This is a genomic window from Demequina sp., from assembly GCF_024642165.1.
Classification (GTDB): domain Bacteria; phylum Actinomycetota; class Actinomycetes; order Actinomycetales; family Demequinaceae; genus Demequina.
The window spans coordinates 18,119-31,930 of sequence record NZ_JAHEBP010000011.1 but is presented as its reverse complement, the minus strand read 5'-3'; the positions used below and the strand labels follow the sequence as shown (position 1 = coordinate 31,930).

The window sequence follows — 13,812 nt, the reverse complement described above, 5'->3', positions numbered from 1 at the left end:
GTGGCCGACCTCCGGGCGTCCACGCCCACGGACGCCGGCAAGCGCATCGTCCCGGACGCGGCGGCCGAATCCGCCGGCCTGCGCCGGGCCCGCGCGGCGATGGCCGCGGCGATCGATCGCGGCGTCCACCGCGAGCGCGCCGGCCTGGCCGCGCTGCGCACCCGGCCGGTGCTCGCCCGTCCCGCCACGCTCCTGCTCCCCTACTCCGAAGCGGTGGCGCGGCTGCGCGGGGCCACCCGGCACGCGCTGGCGGCGGTGATGGCGGATGCGGACTCCGAGGTGCGGGCCCTCGCCGCGTCGCTGCGCGCGCTCAGCCCTCAGGGCACCCTGGATCGGGGATTCGCGGTGGTGCGCACGCCCGCGGGCGAGGTGGTGCGGGACGCGGCCGAGGTGCGGCCGGGCGACCCGCTTCGGATCAGGGTCGCTCGCGGCGAGATAGCCGCCGTGGCCGGCGACTGATCCGGCGAATGCGGCCGCGGGTCAGCGACGGCCCGCCCCCTGCAGGATCTCGAGCGCCTCGACCCGCGAGCGGGGAGCGGCGTACATGCGGCGGGGCTCGACGGGCGCCTTGGCGGGGCCGGCTGAGTACCCGGGCGCGGGGACGCCGGGCGCGGCGAGCACAGGCGCGGAAGGCTTGGGCGCAGACAGTGGGGGCACGGACGGTCCGGAGGCGATGAAACCGGGCGCCGCGGTCTGGGAAGCGGGCTCGGAAACGAGGACGGGCTCCCGCATCGGCACGAGCGACGGCACCCGCGTCGGCACCATGGGGGCGGCCTCGTCCCGTGGCATCGGCGCGTCCCCGGCGAGTTCGCCGTGCTCGGCGGCGAGACGACGCCGAGCAGCCTTGGCGTACTCGCGATGGCGGTGGCGGGCGAGCCGCGAGATGACCTCGTCCGCGACGGTCGGATTGGCGATGAGGGCATAGATCACATCGACGCTCTTGTCCCTGGCCAGGTCCTGGTGCACCTCGGGGGGCACGCCCGCCCGGCGGTTGCGCGCCACGCCTCGGCGCACCGCCGGCGACCGGTCCTGAGCGAGCCGCAGCAGCGTGGTCAGCGGCGTGGCGGGGTGCTCGGCAGCGACAGCGCGATCCGCGCCCTCGGGGGACCTCGCCAGCCAGGCAAGCTGCGCGTCACCCACCCGCTCGGTCATCGCCCCGAAGGCGCCTCCGATACCGGTCCGCAGTGTGCCGTCGTCGCTGAACATGTCTCGTCCCGTCGTCTGGTTGATCCCGTCCGTACCCCTTGAGAGCGGATACCTCGCGCTTTATGACGCGGTTCTCCTCCGCCGGAGGCGTCCTCGGGGACGGACGCCGGTACCGTGGTCACCATGAGCGACGCCGCCCCGACCTTCGACGCACCCGTCGACGGCCTCTCGTACGAAGACGCTCGGGACGAGTTGATCGCGATCGTCGCGCGGCTGGAGGCCGGCAGCTCCACGCTCGACGACTCCTTGGGCCTGTGGGAGCGCGGCGAGGCGCTGGCGGCACGCTGCCAGGCGCTGCTCGACGGCGCCGCCGAGCGCATCGCCGCCGCGCGCGGGGACGATGCGATGGTGGAGGATTCGACTGACGCCGGCGTGATCGCCGTGGTGCCGGATGACAAGGAGGACTCATGAGTGAGCACGTGCTGGTGATCGGTGAGGCGCTGGTCGACGTAGTGGTCCGCGCCGATGGCGGCCAGGAGACGCACCCGGGCGGCTCCCCCGCCAACGTGGCGTTGGGCCTGGCGCGGCTTGGGCGCGAGGCGGACCTCCTCACGCGGCTCGGCCTGGACCCGAACGGGGTGCTGGTCGCGGACCATCTTCAGGACAACGGCGTGCGCCTGGTTCCGGGATCCGCAGGTCCGGCCTCGACCTCGGTGGCGACCGCGACGATCGGCCCGGACGGCGCTGCGACCTACGACTTCGACGTGACCTGGGACCTCGGCACCGGGATCCGCATGCGCCAGGCGCCGCTCGCGGTGCACACCGGGTCCATCGCCGCGGTGCTCGCGCCCGGCGCGGCCGCGGTTCATCGCCTGGTCAAGGCGCTGCGCCACAACACCACGGTCACCTACGACCCGAACGCCCGTCCCGCGCTCATGGGTGACCCCGGCGAGGCCCGGGCCGCGATCGAAGAGTTCGTGGCGCTGGCCGACGTGGTGAAGGCCTCGGACGAGGACCTCGCATGGCTGGCTCCCGCAGAGGACATCGAGGACGTGGCTCGCGCCTGGGCGAGCATGGGCCCCGCGTTCGTGGTGGTGACCCGCGGCGGCGAGGGAGCCACCGCTTTCGTGCACGACGGCCGCGAGGTGTCCGTGGCGGCCCCCCGCGTCACCGTGGCGGACACCGTGGGCGCCGGTGACTCGTTCATGTCGGGCATCATCGACGGGCTCTGGGAGGCGCAGCTGCTCGGCGGCTCGCGGCGCACGGACCTCCACGCGATCTCCGACGCCACGCTCACGGGCGTGCTCACCGAGTGCGTGCGCATCGGCGCGATCACGGTGTCCCGGCCCGGCGCCAATCCCCCCACCCGCGAGGAGCTCGACGCCTCCTGACGCGGCTCGCGCATCGTCCCGCGGCACGCCGCCTGGTCCGGCCGCTCATGCCAGACTTGGCGGCATGACAACGGAGTTCCGCATCGAGCACGACACCATGGGCGAGGTCAGGGTCCCCGCCGCCGCCCTCTACCGCGCGCAGACGCAGCGTGCCGTGGAGAATTTCCCGATCTCGGGCATCACGCTCGAGCGCCGGCACATCGAGGCGCTCGCACGGGTGAAGAAGGCCGCCGCACGCGCCAACGCGGAGCTCGGAGTCCTCGACCAGGACATCGCGGACGCGATCGTCGCCGCCGCGGACGAGGTGGCGGCCGGGAGCCACGACGCGCACTTCCCGGTGGACGTGTTCCAGACCGGCTCGGGCACCTCCTCGAACATGAACACCAACGAGGTGATCGCAACGCTGGCCTCCGCGCGTCTCGGCAGCGACGTGCATCCGAACGACCACGTGAACGCCTCTCAGTCCTCCAACGACGTGTTCCCCACCTCCGTCCACGTCGCCGCCACGGCCGCGCTCGTGGGCGACCTCATCCCCGCGCTCGAGACGCTCGCCGCGTCCCTCGAGGCCAAGGCCGGCGAGTTCGCGGACGTCTACAAGTCGGGCCGCACGCACCTCATGGACGCGACCCCGGTGACCCTGGGTCAGGAGTTCTCCGGCTACGCGGCGGCCGTCCGCTACGGCATCGAGCGCCTCCAGGCCGCGCTGCCGCGCGTGGCCGAGGTGCCGCTGGGCGGCACCGCCGTGGGCACCGGGATCAACACCCCCGCGGGGTTCCCGCAGCGCGTGATCGTGCTGCTCGCCCAGGACACGGGCCTACCGATCACCGAGGCCCGCAACCACTTCGAGGCGCAGTCCGCCCGCGACGGCCTGGTGGAGGTTTCGGGCGCGCTGCGCACCATCGCCGTGTCGCTCACCAAGGTCTGCAACGACCTGCGCTGGATGGGCTCGGGCCCCAACACGGGCCTCGGCGAGATTCAGCTGCCCGACCTGCAGCCCGGGTCCTCGATCATGCCCGGCAAGGTCAACCCGGTGGTGCCCGAGGCCGTGCTGATGGTCTGCGCGCGCGTCATCGGTAACGACGCGACCGTGGCCTGGGCGGGCGCGTCCGGGGCCTTCGAGCTCAATGTGCAGATCCCGGTGATGGCCCTGGGCGTGCTCGAGTCGACGCGGCTGCTGGCGAACGCGTCGCGCGTGCTCGCGGACCGCACCGTGGACGGCGTCACCGCCAACGTCGACCGCGCGCGGCGCCTCGCGGAGGCCAGCCCCAGCATCGTCACCCCCCTCAACCGCGTCATCGGCTACGAGAACGCGGCGAAGATCGCGAAGCACGCGGTCAAGGAGGGCCTCACGGTGCGCGAGGCGGTCATCGACCTGGGCTTCGTGGAGCGCGGGGAGATCAGCGAGGAGCAGCTCGACGCGCTGCTCGACGTGACCACCATGGTGGGGCGCTGACCGTCCAGCCCTGACACTGCGCACGGAGTTGGCGGCGACACGCCGACTATTGGCCCCATTTTTGGCCGCCTCACCCGCGTGTCGGATCTCAAACCGTGCGGAGTGTCAGCGGGTAGGGCGCGCCGAGCTTCAGACGCTTGCCACCGTGGGCTTGGGCGCGCGGCCCAGGCAGCAGTCGGTGGGGCACACGTCCTGCCAGGGGCCCAGCTCGGTGAGGGCCACCCGCACGCGCGGCTCGTCGTCCGCGGAGCCCACGTGTCGCTCCTCGACCAGGTCGATGAGGCCCGCGACGAACCGCGGGTCCACTCCCACGGTGGGCACCCGCACCGCTGCGAGTCCCCGCGCGTCGCAGGTCTCGCGCGCCTCGGTGTCGAGGTCCCACGCCACCTCCATGTGATCGGAGACGAACCCCACGGGCGACATGACCAGGCCCGTCACGGACCCAGGCAGCGCCGCGATCGCGTCGTTGACGTCGGGCTCGAGCCACGGGATCTCCGGCGATCCGGACCGCGATTGGAACACCAGCGACCATCCCACTCCGGGGAACTCGTCAGCCACGCCGTCCATCACCAGCGCGGCGACGGCGCGCTGCTGCTCGACGTACCAGCCGCCCCCGGCGAACCATTCGTCGGCGCCGCCGGTGGGAACCGCGGTGCCGTCCGGGCGCGCCTCCCGTGGACCCGACACGTCCGCCGCGGCCGTGGGGATCGAGTGCGTGGTGAACATGACGTGGGGGGTCTCGCCGTTGCCGGACTCGACCAGCGACCGCAGGCCGGACCGCACCGCGTCCACGTTGGGCGCGACGAATCCCGGGTGATCGAAGTACTGCCGCACCTTGTGCAGCTCGACCTGCCCCTCGAGCCCGGTCTCGGCGAGCGCCGTCGCGAGGTCCTCGCGGTACGCCCGGCAGCCGGAGTAGCTCGAGAAGGCCGTGGTCACCAGCACCAGCACCGTGCGGTGGCCGTCGGCATGAAGCTCGCGGAGCGCATCGGCGAAGTACGGCGCCCAGAAGCGGTTGCCCCAGTAGACGGGCAGGCCGAGCCCGCGCGCGGCGATCTCCGCCTCCAGCGCGGCCTTGAGGTCGCGGTTCTGCTCGTTGATGGGGCTGATCCCGCCGAAGTGGCGGTAGTGGTGCGCCACCTCCTCGAGTCGCTCGTCGGGGATCCCGCGGCCGCGCGTGACGTTGCGCAGGTACGGGATCACGTCCTCCTGGCCCTCGGGGCCGCCGAACCCCGCCAGCAGGATGGCGTCATAGGTGGTCGCGGGCACCGTCCGGGACGATGCGGCGAGCGGGGGCAGGGACGATGCCGCGGTCACGACGCCAGCACCTCGACGGCCTCGGCGGTGGTCACGCGGCGGCCCGTATAGAACGGCAGCTCCTCCCGCACGTGGCGGCGGGCCTCGGTGTAGCGGAGGTCGCGCATCATGTCCACCAGCTCGGTCACGTCGTCCGCCTCCATGGGCAGCAACCACTCGTAGTCGCCCAGCGCGAACGCGGCGACGGTGTTGGCGATGACCCCGGTGTACTTGGCGCCGGCGATGCCGTGCTCCCTGAGCATGGTGGACCGCTCCTCCTCGGGCAGCAGGTACCACTCGTAGGAGCGCACGAACGGGTACACCGTGAGCCAGTCGCGCGGCCGCTCGCCGCGCAGGAATCCGGGCACGTGCCGCTTGTTGAACTCCGCGTCGCGATGCACGCCCGCGGCGGACCACGTCAGCCGCGTCTCGGCGAGCAGCTCGGTGGCGCGCAGTTCGCGCAGCGCCAACTGAAGGTCCTCGAGCACCGGGCCGTGGAGCCAGAGCATCACCGTGCCGTCCGCCCGCAGCCCCGACACGTCGTAGAGGCCGCGCAGCGTGACGTCGTGCTCGGCGAGCTCGAGGACGGCGGCGTCGAAGTGCTCGACCACCTCGGCGAGCTCGTCGTCCGGGGCGTGCAGCATCCCGTCGAGGACGGAGAACAGGGTGAAACCGTGGGGGGTGTCGGTCATGGGGACATCATTCAACGAGAACCGGCCGTGCGCGAAATCACGCCGGCGAATCAACCGCCTCGGCCCCCGCGATCGCGGCGAGCCCGCTCAGGCCCGCCGCGGATCCCACCAGTTCGAGGCCCTCGAGTGGGCGGCGGTTCGCGACTCGCGCGGGCGCGGCGTCCGGCCACTCCACCAGGGACGATGCGACCAGATGGGACGGCGCCAGATCCACCCCGAGCAGCCGGGCGGCGTCGGGCAGGGCGTGGGCGAGCAGGTCCTCGCCCGGCTCCCGGACCGCGTAGGACAGCCGGACGATGTGGCGGCCCCCGGCGGCCTCCCGCAGCCAGGGCCATTTGGCCGTGGAGTGCGTGAGGGCCTTCGCGCGCGTCACGTGGCCGATCGCGAGCACGCCGGTGCCGCGCGGCGCGGCATCGAGGCCCGGCGCCTCCAGGACCAGCGTCGCCAGCGCCACGCGGCGCTCGGCGGGTGGTTCCGGCAGGGCCGGGACCAGCCGCCGAGCCTCGGCCTGCGGGACCGCCAGCACCAGGGTGTCCGCCACGAGGGTGCCGCCGCCGGCGTGGACGCGCCAGGCGCCGTCGACTCGCTCGGCGGTCGCGGCTCGCGTGCCCGCTACGAGCAGCACACCCGCGCCACGCACCTCGGCGGCGAGCGCCTCGGTCAGCCGCCACATGCCGCCGCGGATCCCCAGCACCGCGCTGCCCGCGGGGGCGAGCCGCCGGCGCCGTTCGGCGAGGGCGATGAGGCTGCCGGCGTCTCGGAGCTGCTGCGGAAGGGTCGGGTCGATCGCGGCGAGCGTCAACTCGTCGATGGGGCGCGAGTAGACGCCCTGCAGGACGGGAGCCACCAGGAGCTCGGCGACCGCGTGGCCCAGCCGGGCGCGCACCAGCGACCCGACGGTCGCATCGTCCCGCACCTCGCCCAGCGGGCGGGAGCGCTCGAGCGACGCCTCGGCGGCCGCGGACCAACCGATCACGCGGCGCACGTCCGGGAGCAGCGGCCTGGTGGGGATCCCGAGCCAGCCGGTGGTGGGCAGCGGGTACTCGCGATCGGGGGCGACCACCCAGGCGGGCGCGCGGGTGGGGGCGACCACGTCCCCCGCGAGACCCAGCTCGCGCGCCAGCGCGGCGACCGCGTCGGTGCGGGTCGCGAACGACTCGGCGCCGGCGTCGAGCGTCATGCCTAACAGAGTGAGCGGACTGACTCTCCCGCCCCAGCCGCCCGCGCTCTCGACCACGCTGACCACGGCGCCGCGGCGGGAGTGGCGCCGCGCCGCCAGCAGGCCGGCGGTGCCGGCGCCGACGACCAGGACGCGTTCAGCCACGCTCGTGAACCAGGTCCACGATCCGTTGCAGCGCGGCCGGGTCCGTCTCGGGGGGCACGCCGTGGCCCAGGTTCACCACGTGGCCCGGGGCCTGGGAGCCGCGTGCGAGCACGTCGAGCACATGGCGCTCGAGCACCTCCGCGGGCGCGGCGAGCCGGGCCGGGTCGATGTTGCCCTGCAGGGGGAGCGATCCGTCGAGCAGGCGCGATGCCTCGTCGAGCGGCATGCGGTAGTCGACGCCCATCGCCGTCGCGCCCGTCGCGGCCATCGCGCGCAGCAGATGCGAGCCGTGCGCCGCGAAGTGGATGCGCGGGACGGGCAGGTCCTCGACGGTAGCGAGCGCCGCCGCCGAGCCGGGTGCGCAGTGCTCGGTGTAGTCGGCCTCGGACAGCGAGCCGGCCCACGAATCGAACAGCTGGACGGCCGCGGCGCCGGCGGTCACCTGCGCTCGCAGGAACAGTCCCGCGGCACGGGACGTCCACTCCGCCAGACCCGCCCACACCTCCGGCGACTCGATCATGAGGCGCCGCGCGCCCAGGTGGTCGCGCGACGGCCGGCCCTCGACCATGTACGCGGCGAGGGTGAAGGGCGCACCCGCGAATCCGATGAGCGGCGTCGAGCCCAGTTCCGCGACGGTGAGGCGCACCGCGGCGCGGATCGCCTCCAGCCCCGCGTCGAAGGGGGCGCCGTCGCCGGGCGCGCCCAGATGGGGAAGCGCCTCGACGTCGGCCATGGTGCGGACGGGCCGCGCGAACACGGGCCCGACTCCCGGGGCGATGTCGACCTCCACGCCGGCGACGCGCATCGGCACCACGATGTCCGAGAAGAAGATGGCGGCGTCAACGCCGTAGCGACGCACGGGCTGCAGGGTGATCTCCGCGGCGAGCGCCGGCGTGAGGCACGAGTCGAGCATGGCGGTGCCGCGCCGCGCCTCGCGGTACTCGGGCAGCGACCTCCCGGCCTGCCGCATGAACCACACGGGACGATGCGCGGGTCGCTCGCCTCGCAGCGCGGCGAGCAACGGGGCGCCCGCGACCCGGCCATCGACGAGCGGGTGGTCGGCGGGCAGGGCTGCGAGCAGTGCGGGCATGCCCCGATTCTGCCCTGTCCGCGGCGCGTGTCAGAATTGGCGGGTGCCCTTCCTGTCCCTCGTCGCCAGCCACCGCAATCGCGAGCTCGCCATCCTCGAGCAGCTGCAGGTGGGAGCGGACACGCTCGCCGCGTCGCTGGTGGGCCGGCACGGCGCCGTCGCCGGCGCGGTGGTGCTCCCCACCTGCAATCGGTTCGAGGTGTACGTGGAGACCGAGGACGTGGACGCGGCGCGCCACGAGGTGATCGAGGCGATCGCCGCGTTGAGCGCGCTCGACCCCGCGACGGTCGCCGAATCGCTGGTGCCCTACGAGGGCGACGATGCTATCCGGCACCTGCTCGCGGTCGCCTCCGGCCTGGAGTCGATGGTGGTGGGCGAGCGGGAGATCAGCGGCCAGGTGCGCCGCGCACACCTCGAGGCGCAGCGTCGACACGAGGTCACCCCGCGGCTCGACCGGCTGTTCCAGTCCGCGCTGCGCACGTCCCGCGTGGTCGCCTCGTCCACCGGGCTCGGCACATCGGGCCGATCGGTGGTGTCGGTCGCCCTCGACCTGGCCGACGCGACCGTGGGCTGGGACGGCGCGCGCGTCCTCATCGTGGGCACGGGTGCGCTCGCCGAGACCGCCGTGGGCACGCTGCACGGGCGCGGCGCCCAGATCTTCGGCGTCTACTCGCCCTCGGACCGCGCTCTGGAGTTCGCCGTGCGCCACGGCGTCGAGGCGATCCCCATGGAGGGGCTCGAGCTCGCGGTGCGCGAGGCGGACGTGGTGTTCGCGTGCTCCGGAGGGGAGTCCGTGGTCCTTACCCCGGCGCTGGTCGCGGCGGCCCGCCACGGCCTCGACCACCCGCTGACCCTGGTCGATCTGGCCCTGCATCGCGACGTGGCCCCCGGCGTGGGCGACCTGCGCGGCGTCACCGTCATCGGCCTCGACGACGTGGGTGCCCAGGCCCCCACCGAGTCCGTGGGCGCCATCGACGCGGCCCGCGCGATCGTCGCGCACGCGGTCGCCCGCTTCGGCGACGGCGAGGCCGCGCGCTCGCTGGACCCCGCCGTGGTGGCGCTGCGCGAGCACGTGTTCGGCCTGCTCGAGCGCGAGGTGGCGAGGTCCCGTCCTGCCGCGGGCGCTCCGCAGGAGGCCGTCGACCGCGCCGACGAGATCGAGCTGGCGCTGCGCCGCTTCGCCAAGACGCTGCTGCACACCCCCACCATCCGCGCCCGCGAGCACGCGCAGGCCGGCGAGTCCGATCACTACCTCGAGGCGATCCGCGCTCTCTATGGGATCGACGTGGCGGTGCCGGACGCCGCGTGCCCCGCGCCGGAGATCGCCGCCGAGGCTCCGCACGCCGACTGATTTTGCCAACGGCAGTGTTGCGTTAATCGCGCGGACTGGGCTAGGTTAGGCGAGCCTTACTCGCGCACCTCGACGTGCAGCCACCCCCCAAGGAGACCGATGCGTACGCGCGCCCTCGTGACGATCGCCGCCGCCGCGGCGCTCGCGCTGGCCGCGGCGCTGTCGCTCGCCGTGGGCGCCCGCGGCATCGACCTCGGCACCGTCTGGAACGCGCTCGTCTCCTACGACCCGGGCGACGATCTGCAGCGCATCGTGCGCGAGACCCGCGGCTCGCGGACCGTGATCGGCGTGCTCGCGGGCGCCGCGCTGGCCGTCGCGGGCGCGCTCATGCAGTCCCTCACCCGCAACCCCTTCGCCGAGCCCGGCCTGCTGGGCATCAACGCCGGCGCCTCGCTCGCCGTGGTGCTCGGCATCGTCACCGGGGCCGCGACCGGTTTCTCCTCGCAGGTCTGGGTGGCGTTCCTGGGCGCCGGACTGGCCGCCGTGCTGGTCTACGCGATCGGCGCCCGCGGCGCGGCGGCCGGGGCACCGGTGCGGCTCGCGCTCGCCGGAGTCGCGCTGGCCGCCCTGCTCGGATCCATCACCTTCGCGCTGCTGCTGGTGCTCGACGGAGCGCTCGACCAGTTCCGCTTCTGGGTGGTCGGCTCGCTCACGGGGCGCCAGGGCAACGACATCACGGCGCTCATCCCCATCGTGCTGCTGGCCATCGCGGCTGGCTTCGTGGCCGCCCGCCACCTCGAGGCCATCGCCCTGGGGGACGATGCGGCGCGAGCGCTGGGCGTCAACCTCGCCGCCACACGGGTGGTGGTCATCGTGGTGGTGACCCTGCTCGCGGGAGCCGCGACGGCGGCCGCGGGCCCGCTGATCTTCGTGGGCCTCGCCGTGCCCCACCTGCTGCGGCCGTTCGTCGGCGCCTCGCTCCCCTGGCTGCTGGCCGCGTGCGCGTTCGGGGGCGGCGCGCTGGTGCTCGTGTGCGACGTGATCGGGCGCGTGATCGCGCCGCCGTCGGAGATCCCCGTCGGGGTGACCACCGCGTTCATCGGCGGCATCCTGTTCGCCGTCATGGCCCGCCGCATGAAGGTGGTGGAGCTGTGACGGTGCTGCGACTGGGCCCGCTGGGCATCACCACGCACCGGCGCACGCTCGCCGTAGGCGCGGCGCTGCTGGCCGTGGTGGTGGTGCTCGTGGTGCTCTCGCTCGCCGTGGGCCGGGCGAACGTGGGGGTGCTCGACTCGCTGCGTGCCGCCGTAGGCATCTCGGTGGGCGCCCCCGGCGACTTCATCGTGGGCCAGGTGCGCGCGCCCCGCGTGTTCACCACCGCGCTCGTGGGCGCCATGCTGGGCCTCGCGGGCGCCATCCTGCAATCGCTCACGCGCAATCCGCTCGCGTCGCCGGACTTCATCGGCATCTCGGCCGGCGCCGGCACGGGCGCCGTGCTCACCATCGTCGCGATCGGCGGCTCCTCGATCTGGGTCACGGCCGCCGGTGCGGCCGCCGGAGGGGTCGCCGCCGCCGCGCTCATCGTCACGCTGTCCTGGCGGCGCGGCATCGTCCCCCTGCGCCTGGTGCTCGCGGGGATCGGCATCGGGTTCGTGGCGCAGGCCGCCACGCAGTTCCTGCTCACCACCATGGAGATCTACCAGGCACGCGACGCGCTCGTGTGGCTGGTCGGGTCCACGGCGTCGCGGACCTGGCAACACGTGGCGCTCGCCGCGGCCCTGCTCGCGGTGCTCGGGTCGATCGCCCTGTGGCACTCCCGCGCGCTGCGCACGCTGGAGATGGGCGACGATGCGGCGCGCGCCCTGGGCATCACGGTGACGCGATCGCGACTGGTCCTGACCGCGTGCTCCGTGCTGCTCGCCGCAGGCGCGACGGCCGTGGTGGGGCCGATCGCCTTCGTGGCCCTGGTGGCGCCCGCCGTCGCGGCCCGGCTGACGCGACACGCGGGCGCGACGCTCATCCCCTCGGCGCTCATGGGCGCCGCCATCCTGCTCACCGCCGACCTCGCGGCCCAGCACGCCACCGGCGCGCTCCAGCTGCCCGTCGGCATCTTCACCGCGGCCGTCGGCGCGCCATACCTGCTGTGGCTGGTGTGGCGCGCCTCCCGAGGAGGTTCCGCATGACCAGGCTCGAGGCCCGGGACGTCACGCTCGGCTACGGAGACCACGTGGTGGTCCACGGCGTCGACGTCGCCATCCCCGACGGCGGCATCACGGCGATCGTGGGCCCCAACGGGTGCGGCAAGTCCACGCTGCTACGCGCCCTCGCGCGCCTGCTCACGCCGCGCACGGGAGCGGTGCTGCTCGACGGGGAGGATCTCCACAGGCTCCCCACGCGCGAGGTCGCGCGCCGCATCGGCCTGCTGCCCCAGGCGCCCATCGCGCCGCCCGGGATCACCGTGGGCGAGCTGGTCGCGCGCGGTCGCACGCCCTACCAGCGGGTGCTGCGGCCCTGGTCGCCCGCCGACGAGGCCGCGGTGTTCTCCGCGCTGCACTCGACGGGGCTCACCTCGATCCGCGACGCGGTGGTCGACGAGCTCTCCGGTGGCCAGCGCCAGCGCGCATGGATCGCGATGGCGCTCGCGCAGGACACGCCGCTCATGCTGCTCGACGAGCCCACCACGTACCTCGACATCGCGCACCAATACGACGTGCTCGACCTCCTGCACCGCCTCCGCACGCGCCAGCAGCGCACCATCGTCATGGTGGTCCACGACCTTCAGCAGGCGGCGCGGTACGCCACCCACGTGGTCGCGATGTCCGACGGACGCATCGCCGCGGCCGGCAGCCCGGCGGAGGTCCTCACCGAGCGGCTCGTCAGCTCCGTCTTCCAGCTCGACGTCAGGGTGCTGACCGATCCGGTCACCGGCACGCCCGTCGTCATCCCCGCCGCCCCTCCGGGCGGCCACCACGACCGCCCGGTCGACCCTCCCCGTAGTACCACCGAGGAAAGGAACACCCCATGACCCTGCGCCACTCGCGCATCGTCGCCACCGCGGCCCTCGCGGCCGTCACCGCCCTGGCGCTCGCCGCCTGCTCATCCGGAGGCTCCGCCGAGCCGAGCTCCTCCGCCTCGGCGCCCGCCGCCGCCGGCACGGAGTCCGCGTTCCCCGTCACCGTCGAGGGCATGTACGGCGACGTGACCGTCGCGTCCGAGCCGCAGCGGGTGGTGACGCTCGGCTCCCGCGAGCACGAGCTGCTCTACGCGTTGGGCGTCGCGCCCGTCGCGATCCCCATCAGCTGGCAGGGCTACGAGTACGGCACCGGCCCCTGGGCGGAGGCGGATCGCGTCGCGGCCGGCGCCGAGCCCGAGCTGTTCGACGCGACCACGATCGACGCCGAGACCATCGCCGCCTTCGAGCCCGACCTCATCGTGGGCACGTACACGAACATCACCCAGGAGGAGTACGACCTGCTGTCCGGCATCGCGCCGGTGATCGTCCGCGGGGCGCAGTACGACCCGTGGGGCATGCCGCTCGACGCCGAGCTCACGCTCATCGGCGAGGCGACGGGCACCTCCGGGCCGGCCCAGGAGGCCATCGCGGAGATCGACGATGCGTTCGCATCGGCGCGCGCCGCGCACCCCGACTGGGAGGGCAAGACGGGCGTGGTGGGCTTCTACTACGAGGGCAACCCCGGCGTGTACCTGTCGAGCGACAACCGCAACCAGTTCCTCGCGAACCTGGGCCTCGACGTCACCGCGCTCGACGAGTACGCGGACAGCTCCTTCGTGACCATCTCGTCCGAGAAGCTCGACCTGCTCGACACGGACCTGGTGATCTGGCAGTCCGCCACCACGCCCGATGTGCGCGCGACCATCGAGGGCCTGCCCCTGTTCGACTCGATCGGGGTCACCCAGAAGGGCGGCAACCTGTGGATCGAGGACACCGTCCTCGAAGGCGCATTCTTCGCCAACTCGCCCTCGTCGATCCTGTACTCGCTCGACGCGCTGCTGCCCGGCCTCGAGGCCGCGCTCGACGGCGACCCGGGCAGCGACGTGCCGGTGTTCTCGGACCCCTCCGCGTGACGGCGCGAGGCCCCGCTCCCCTTCGTGGGGAGCGGGGCCTCGT

14 protein-coding genes are annotated in these 13,812 nt (G+C 73.8%); 9 read left to right on the top strand and 5 right to left on the bottom strand.

Translation table 11 applies throughout. From position 1 onward, the window contains the following. A partial coding sequence (locus Q0L54_RS02165; RefSeq protein WP_296665120.1) for an exodeoxyribonuclease VII large subunit occupies positions 1–459 on the top strand: 459 nt, incomplete at its 5' end. A gap of 21 nt (positions 460–480) precedes the next feature. On the opposite strand, the gene Q0L54_RS02160 is transcribed toward Q0L54_RS02165, so the two are convergent. Continuing rightward, complete coding sequence (locus tag Q0L54_RS02160; protein WP_296665118.1) at positions 481–1,206, bottom strand: hypothetical protein; 726 nt, start codon at positions 1,204–1,206, stop codon at positions 481–483. A gap of 123 nt (positions 1,207–1,329) precedes the next feature. Here Q0L54_RS02160 and Q0L54_RS02155 point away from each other — a divergent pair, with 123 nt between their 5' ends. From Q0L54_RS02155 to Q0L54_RS02145, 3 genes are all read left to right on the top strand, one after another. Beyond that, positions 1,330–1,617, top strand: a complete 288-nt coding sequence (locus tag Q0L54_RS02155; protein WP_296665116.1) for an exodeoxyribonuclease VII small subunit — start codon at positions 1,330–1,332, stop codon at positions 1,615–1,617. Beyond that, entirely contained in the window at positions 1,614–2,537 is a 924-nt protein-coding gene (locus Q0L54_RS02150) for a carbohydrate kinase (protein WP_296665114.1), read from the top strand. The genes Q0L54_RS02155 and Q0L54_RS02150 overlap by 4 nt, the downstream gene beginning before the upstream one ends. A 64-nt stretch (positions 2,538–2,601) precedes the next feature. Next, entirely contained in the window at positions 2,602–3,990 is a 1,389-nt protein-coding gene (locus Q0L54_RS02145; protein ID WP_296665111.1) for an aspartate ammonia-lyase, read from the top strand. Between the two features lie 129 nt (positions 3,991–4,119). On the opposite strand, the gene Q0L54_RS02140 is transcribed toward Q0L54_RS02145, so the two are convergent. The 4 genes from Q0L54_RS02140 to hemE are packed head-to-tail and all read right to left on the bottom strand — an operon-like array spanning position 4,120 to position 8,392. Continuing rightward, the gene (locus Q0L54_RS02140; RefSeq protein WP_296665128.1) at positions 4,120–5,289 is read right to left on the bottom strand and encodes a ferrochelatase; all 1,170 of its coding nucleotides are present in this window, start codon (positions 5,287–5,289) and stop codon (positions 4,120–4,122) included. 14 nt (positions 5,290–5,303) lie between these two features. Continuing rightward, positions 5,304–5,978, bottom strand: a complete 675-nt coding sequence (gene hemQ, locus Q0L54_RS02135) for a hydrogen peroxide-dependent heme synthase (protein ID WP_296665110.1) — start codon at positions 5,976–5,978, stop codon at positions 5,304–5,306. A 37-nt stretch (positions 5,979–6,015) separates the two neighbouring features. Next, a complete protein-coding gene (locus Q0L54_RS02130; RefSeq protein ID WP_296665108.1) occupies positions 6,016–7,302 on the bottom strand; it encodes an FAD-dependent oxidoreductase in 1,287 nt (428 codons plus the stop codon). Next, complete coding sequence (hemE, locus tag Q0L54_RS02125) at positions 7,295–8,392, bottom strand: uroporphyrinogen decarboxylase (RefSeq protein ID WP_296665106.1); 1,098 nt, start codon at positions 8,390–8,392, stop codon at positions 7,295–7,297. Before hemE ends, Q0L54_RS02130 begins: the two co-directional genes overlap by 8 nt. A 43-nt stretch (positions 8,393–8,435) precedes the next feature. Here hemE and Q0L54_RS02120 point away from each other — a divergent pair, with 43 nt between their 5' ends. The 5 genes from Q0L54_RS02120 to Q0L54_RS02100 all read left to right on the top strand — a co-directional run bounded on the left by Q0L54_RS02120 (position 8,436) and on the right by Q0L54_RS02100 (position 13,769). Beyond that, on the top strand, positions 8,436–9,743 hold the full coding sequence (locus Q0L54_RS02120) for a glutamyl-tRNA reductase (RefSeq protein WP_296665103.1): 1,308 nt from the start codon (positions 8,436–8,438) through the stop codon (positions 9,741–9,743). 99 nt (positions 9,744–9,842) lie between these two features. After that, positions 9,843–10,838, top strand: a complete 996-nt coding sequence (locus tag Q0L54_RS02115) for an iron ABC transporter permease (protein ID WP_296665102.1) — start codon at positions 9,843–9,845, stop codon at positions 10,836–10,838. Further along, the gene (locus Q0L54_RS02110) at positions 10,835–11,866 is read left to right on the top strand and encodes an iron chelate uptake ABC transporter family permease subunit (protein ID WP_296665099.1); all 1,032 of its coding nucleotides are present in this window, start codon (positions 10,835–10,837) and stop codon (positions 11,864–11,866) included. The genes Q0L54_RS02115 and Q0L54_RS02110 overlap by 4 nt, the downstream gene beginning before the upstream one ends. Continuing rightward, positions 11,863–12,708: an ABC transporter ATP-binding protein gene (locus Q0L54_RS02105; RefSeq protein WP_296665096.1), complete on the top strand. Its 846-nt coding sequence runs from the start codon at positions 11,863–11,865 to the stop codon at positions 12,706–12,708. The genes Q0L54_RS02110 and Q0L54_RS02105 overlap by 4 nt, the downstream gene beginning before the upstream one ends. Next, positions 12,705–13,769, top strand: coding sequence for an ABC transporter substrate-binding protein (locus Q0L54_RS02100; RefSeq protein WP_296665094.1), 1,065 nt, complete (start codon positions 12,705–12,707; stop codon positions 13,767–13,769). Before Q0L54_RS02105 ends, Q0L54_RS02100 begins: the two co-directional genes overlap by 4 nt. The last annotated feature ends 43 nt before the right edge of the window (positions 13,770–13,812 follow it).

Bases quoted from the DNA above. Each gene is read 5' to 3' on its own strand.
- Q0L54_RS02160 (WP_296665118.1), bottom strand. From the start codon at position 1,206: ATGTTCAGCGACGACGGCACACTGCGGACCGGTATCGGAGGCGCCTTC.
- Q0L54_RS02155 (WP_296665116.1), top strand. From the start codon at position 1,330: ATGAGCGACGCCGCCCCGACCTTCGACGCACCCGTCGACGGCCTCTCG.
- Q0L54_RS02150 (WP_296665114.1), top strand. From the start codon at position 1,614: ATGAGTGAGCACGTGCTGGTGATCGGTGAGGCGCTGGTCGACGTAGTG.
- Q0L54_RS02145 (WP_296665111.1), top strand. From the start codon at position 2,602: ATGACAACGGAGTTCCGCATCGAGCACGACACCATGGGCGAGGTCAGG.
- hemQ (WP_296665110.1), bottom strand. From the start codon at position 5,978: ATGACCGACACCCCCCACGGTTTCACCCTGTTCTCCGTCCTCGACGGG.
- hemE (WP_296665106.1), bottom strand. From the start codon at position 8,392: ATGCCCGCACTGCTCGCAGCCCTGCCCGCCGACCACCCGCTCGTCGAT.
- Q0L54_RS02115 (WP_296665102.1), top strand. From the start codon at position 9,843: ATGCGTACGCGCGCCCTCGTGACGATCGCCGCCGCCGCGGCGCTCGCG.
- Q0L54_RS02105 (WP_296665096.1), top strand. From the start codon at position 11,863: ATGACCAGGCTCGAGGCCCGGGACGTCACGCTCGGCTACGGAGACCAC.
- Q0L54_RS02100 (WP_296665094.1), top strand. From the start codon at position 12,705: ATGACCCTGCGCCACTCGCGCATCGTCGCCACCGCGGCCCTCGCGGCC.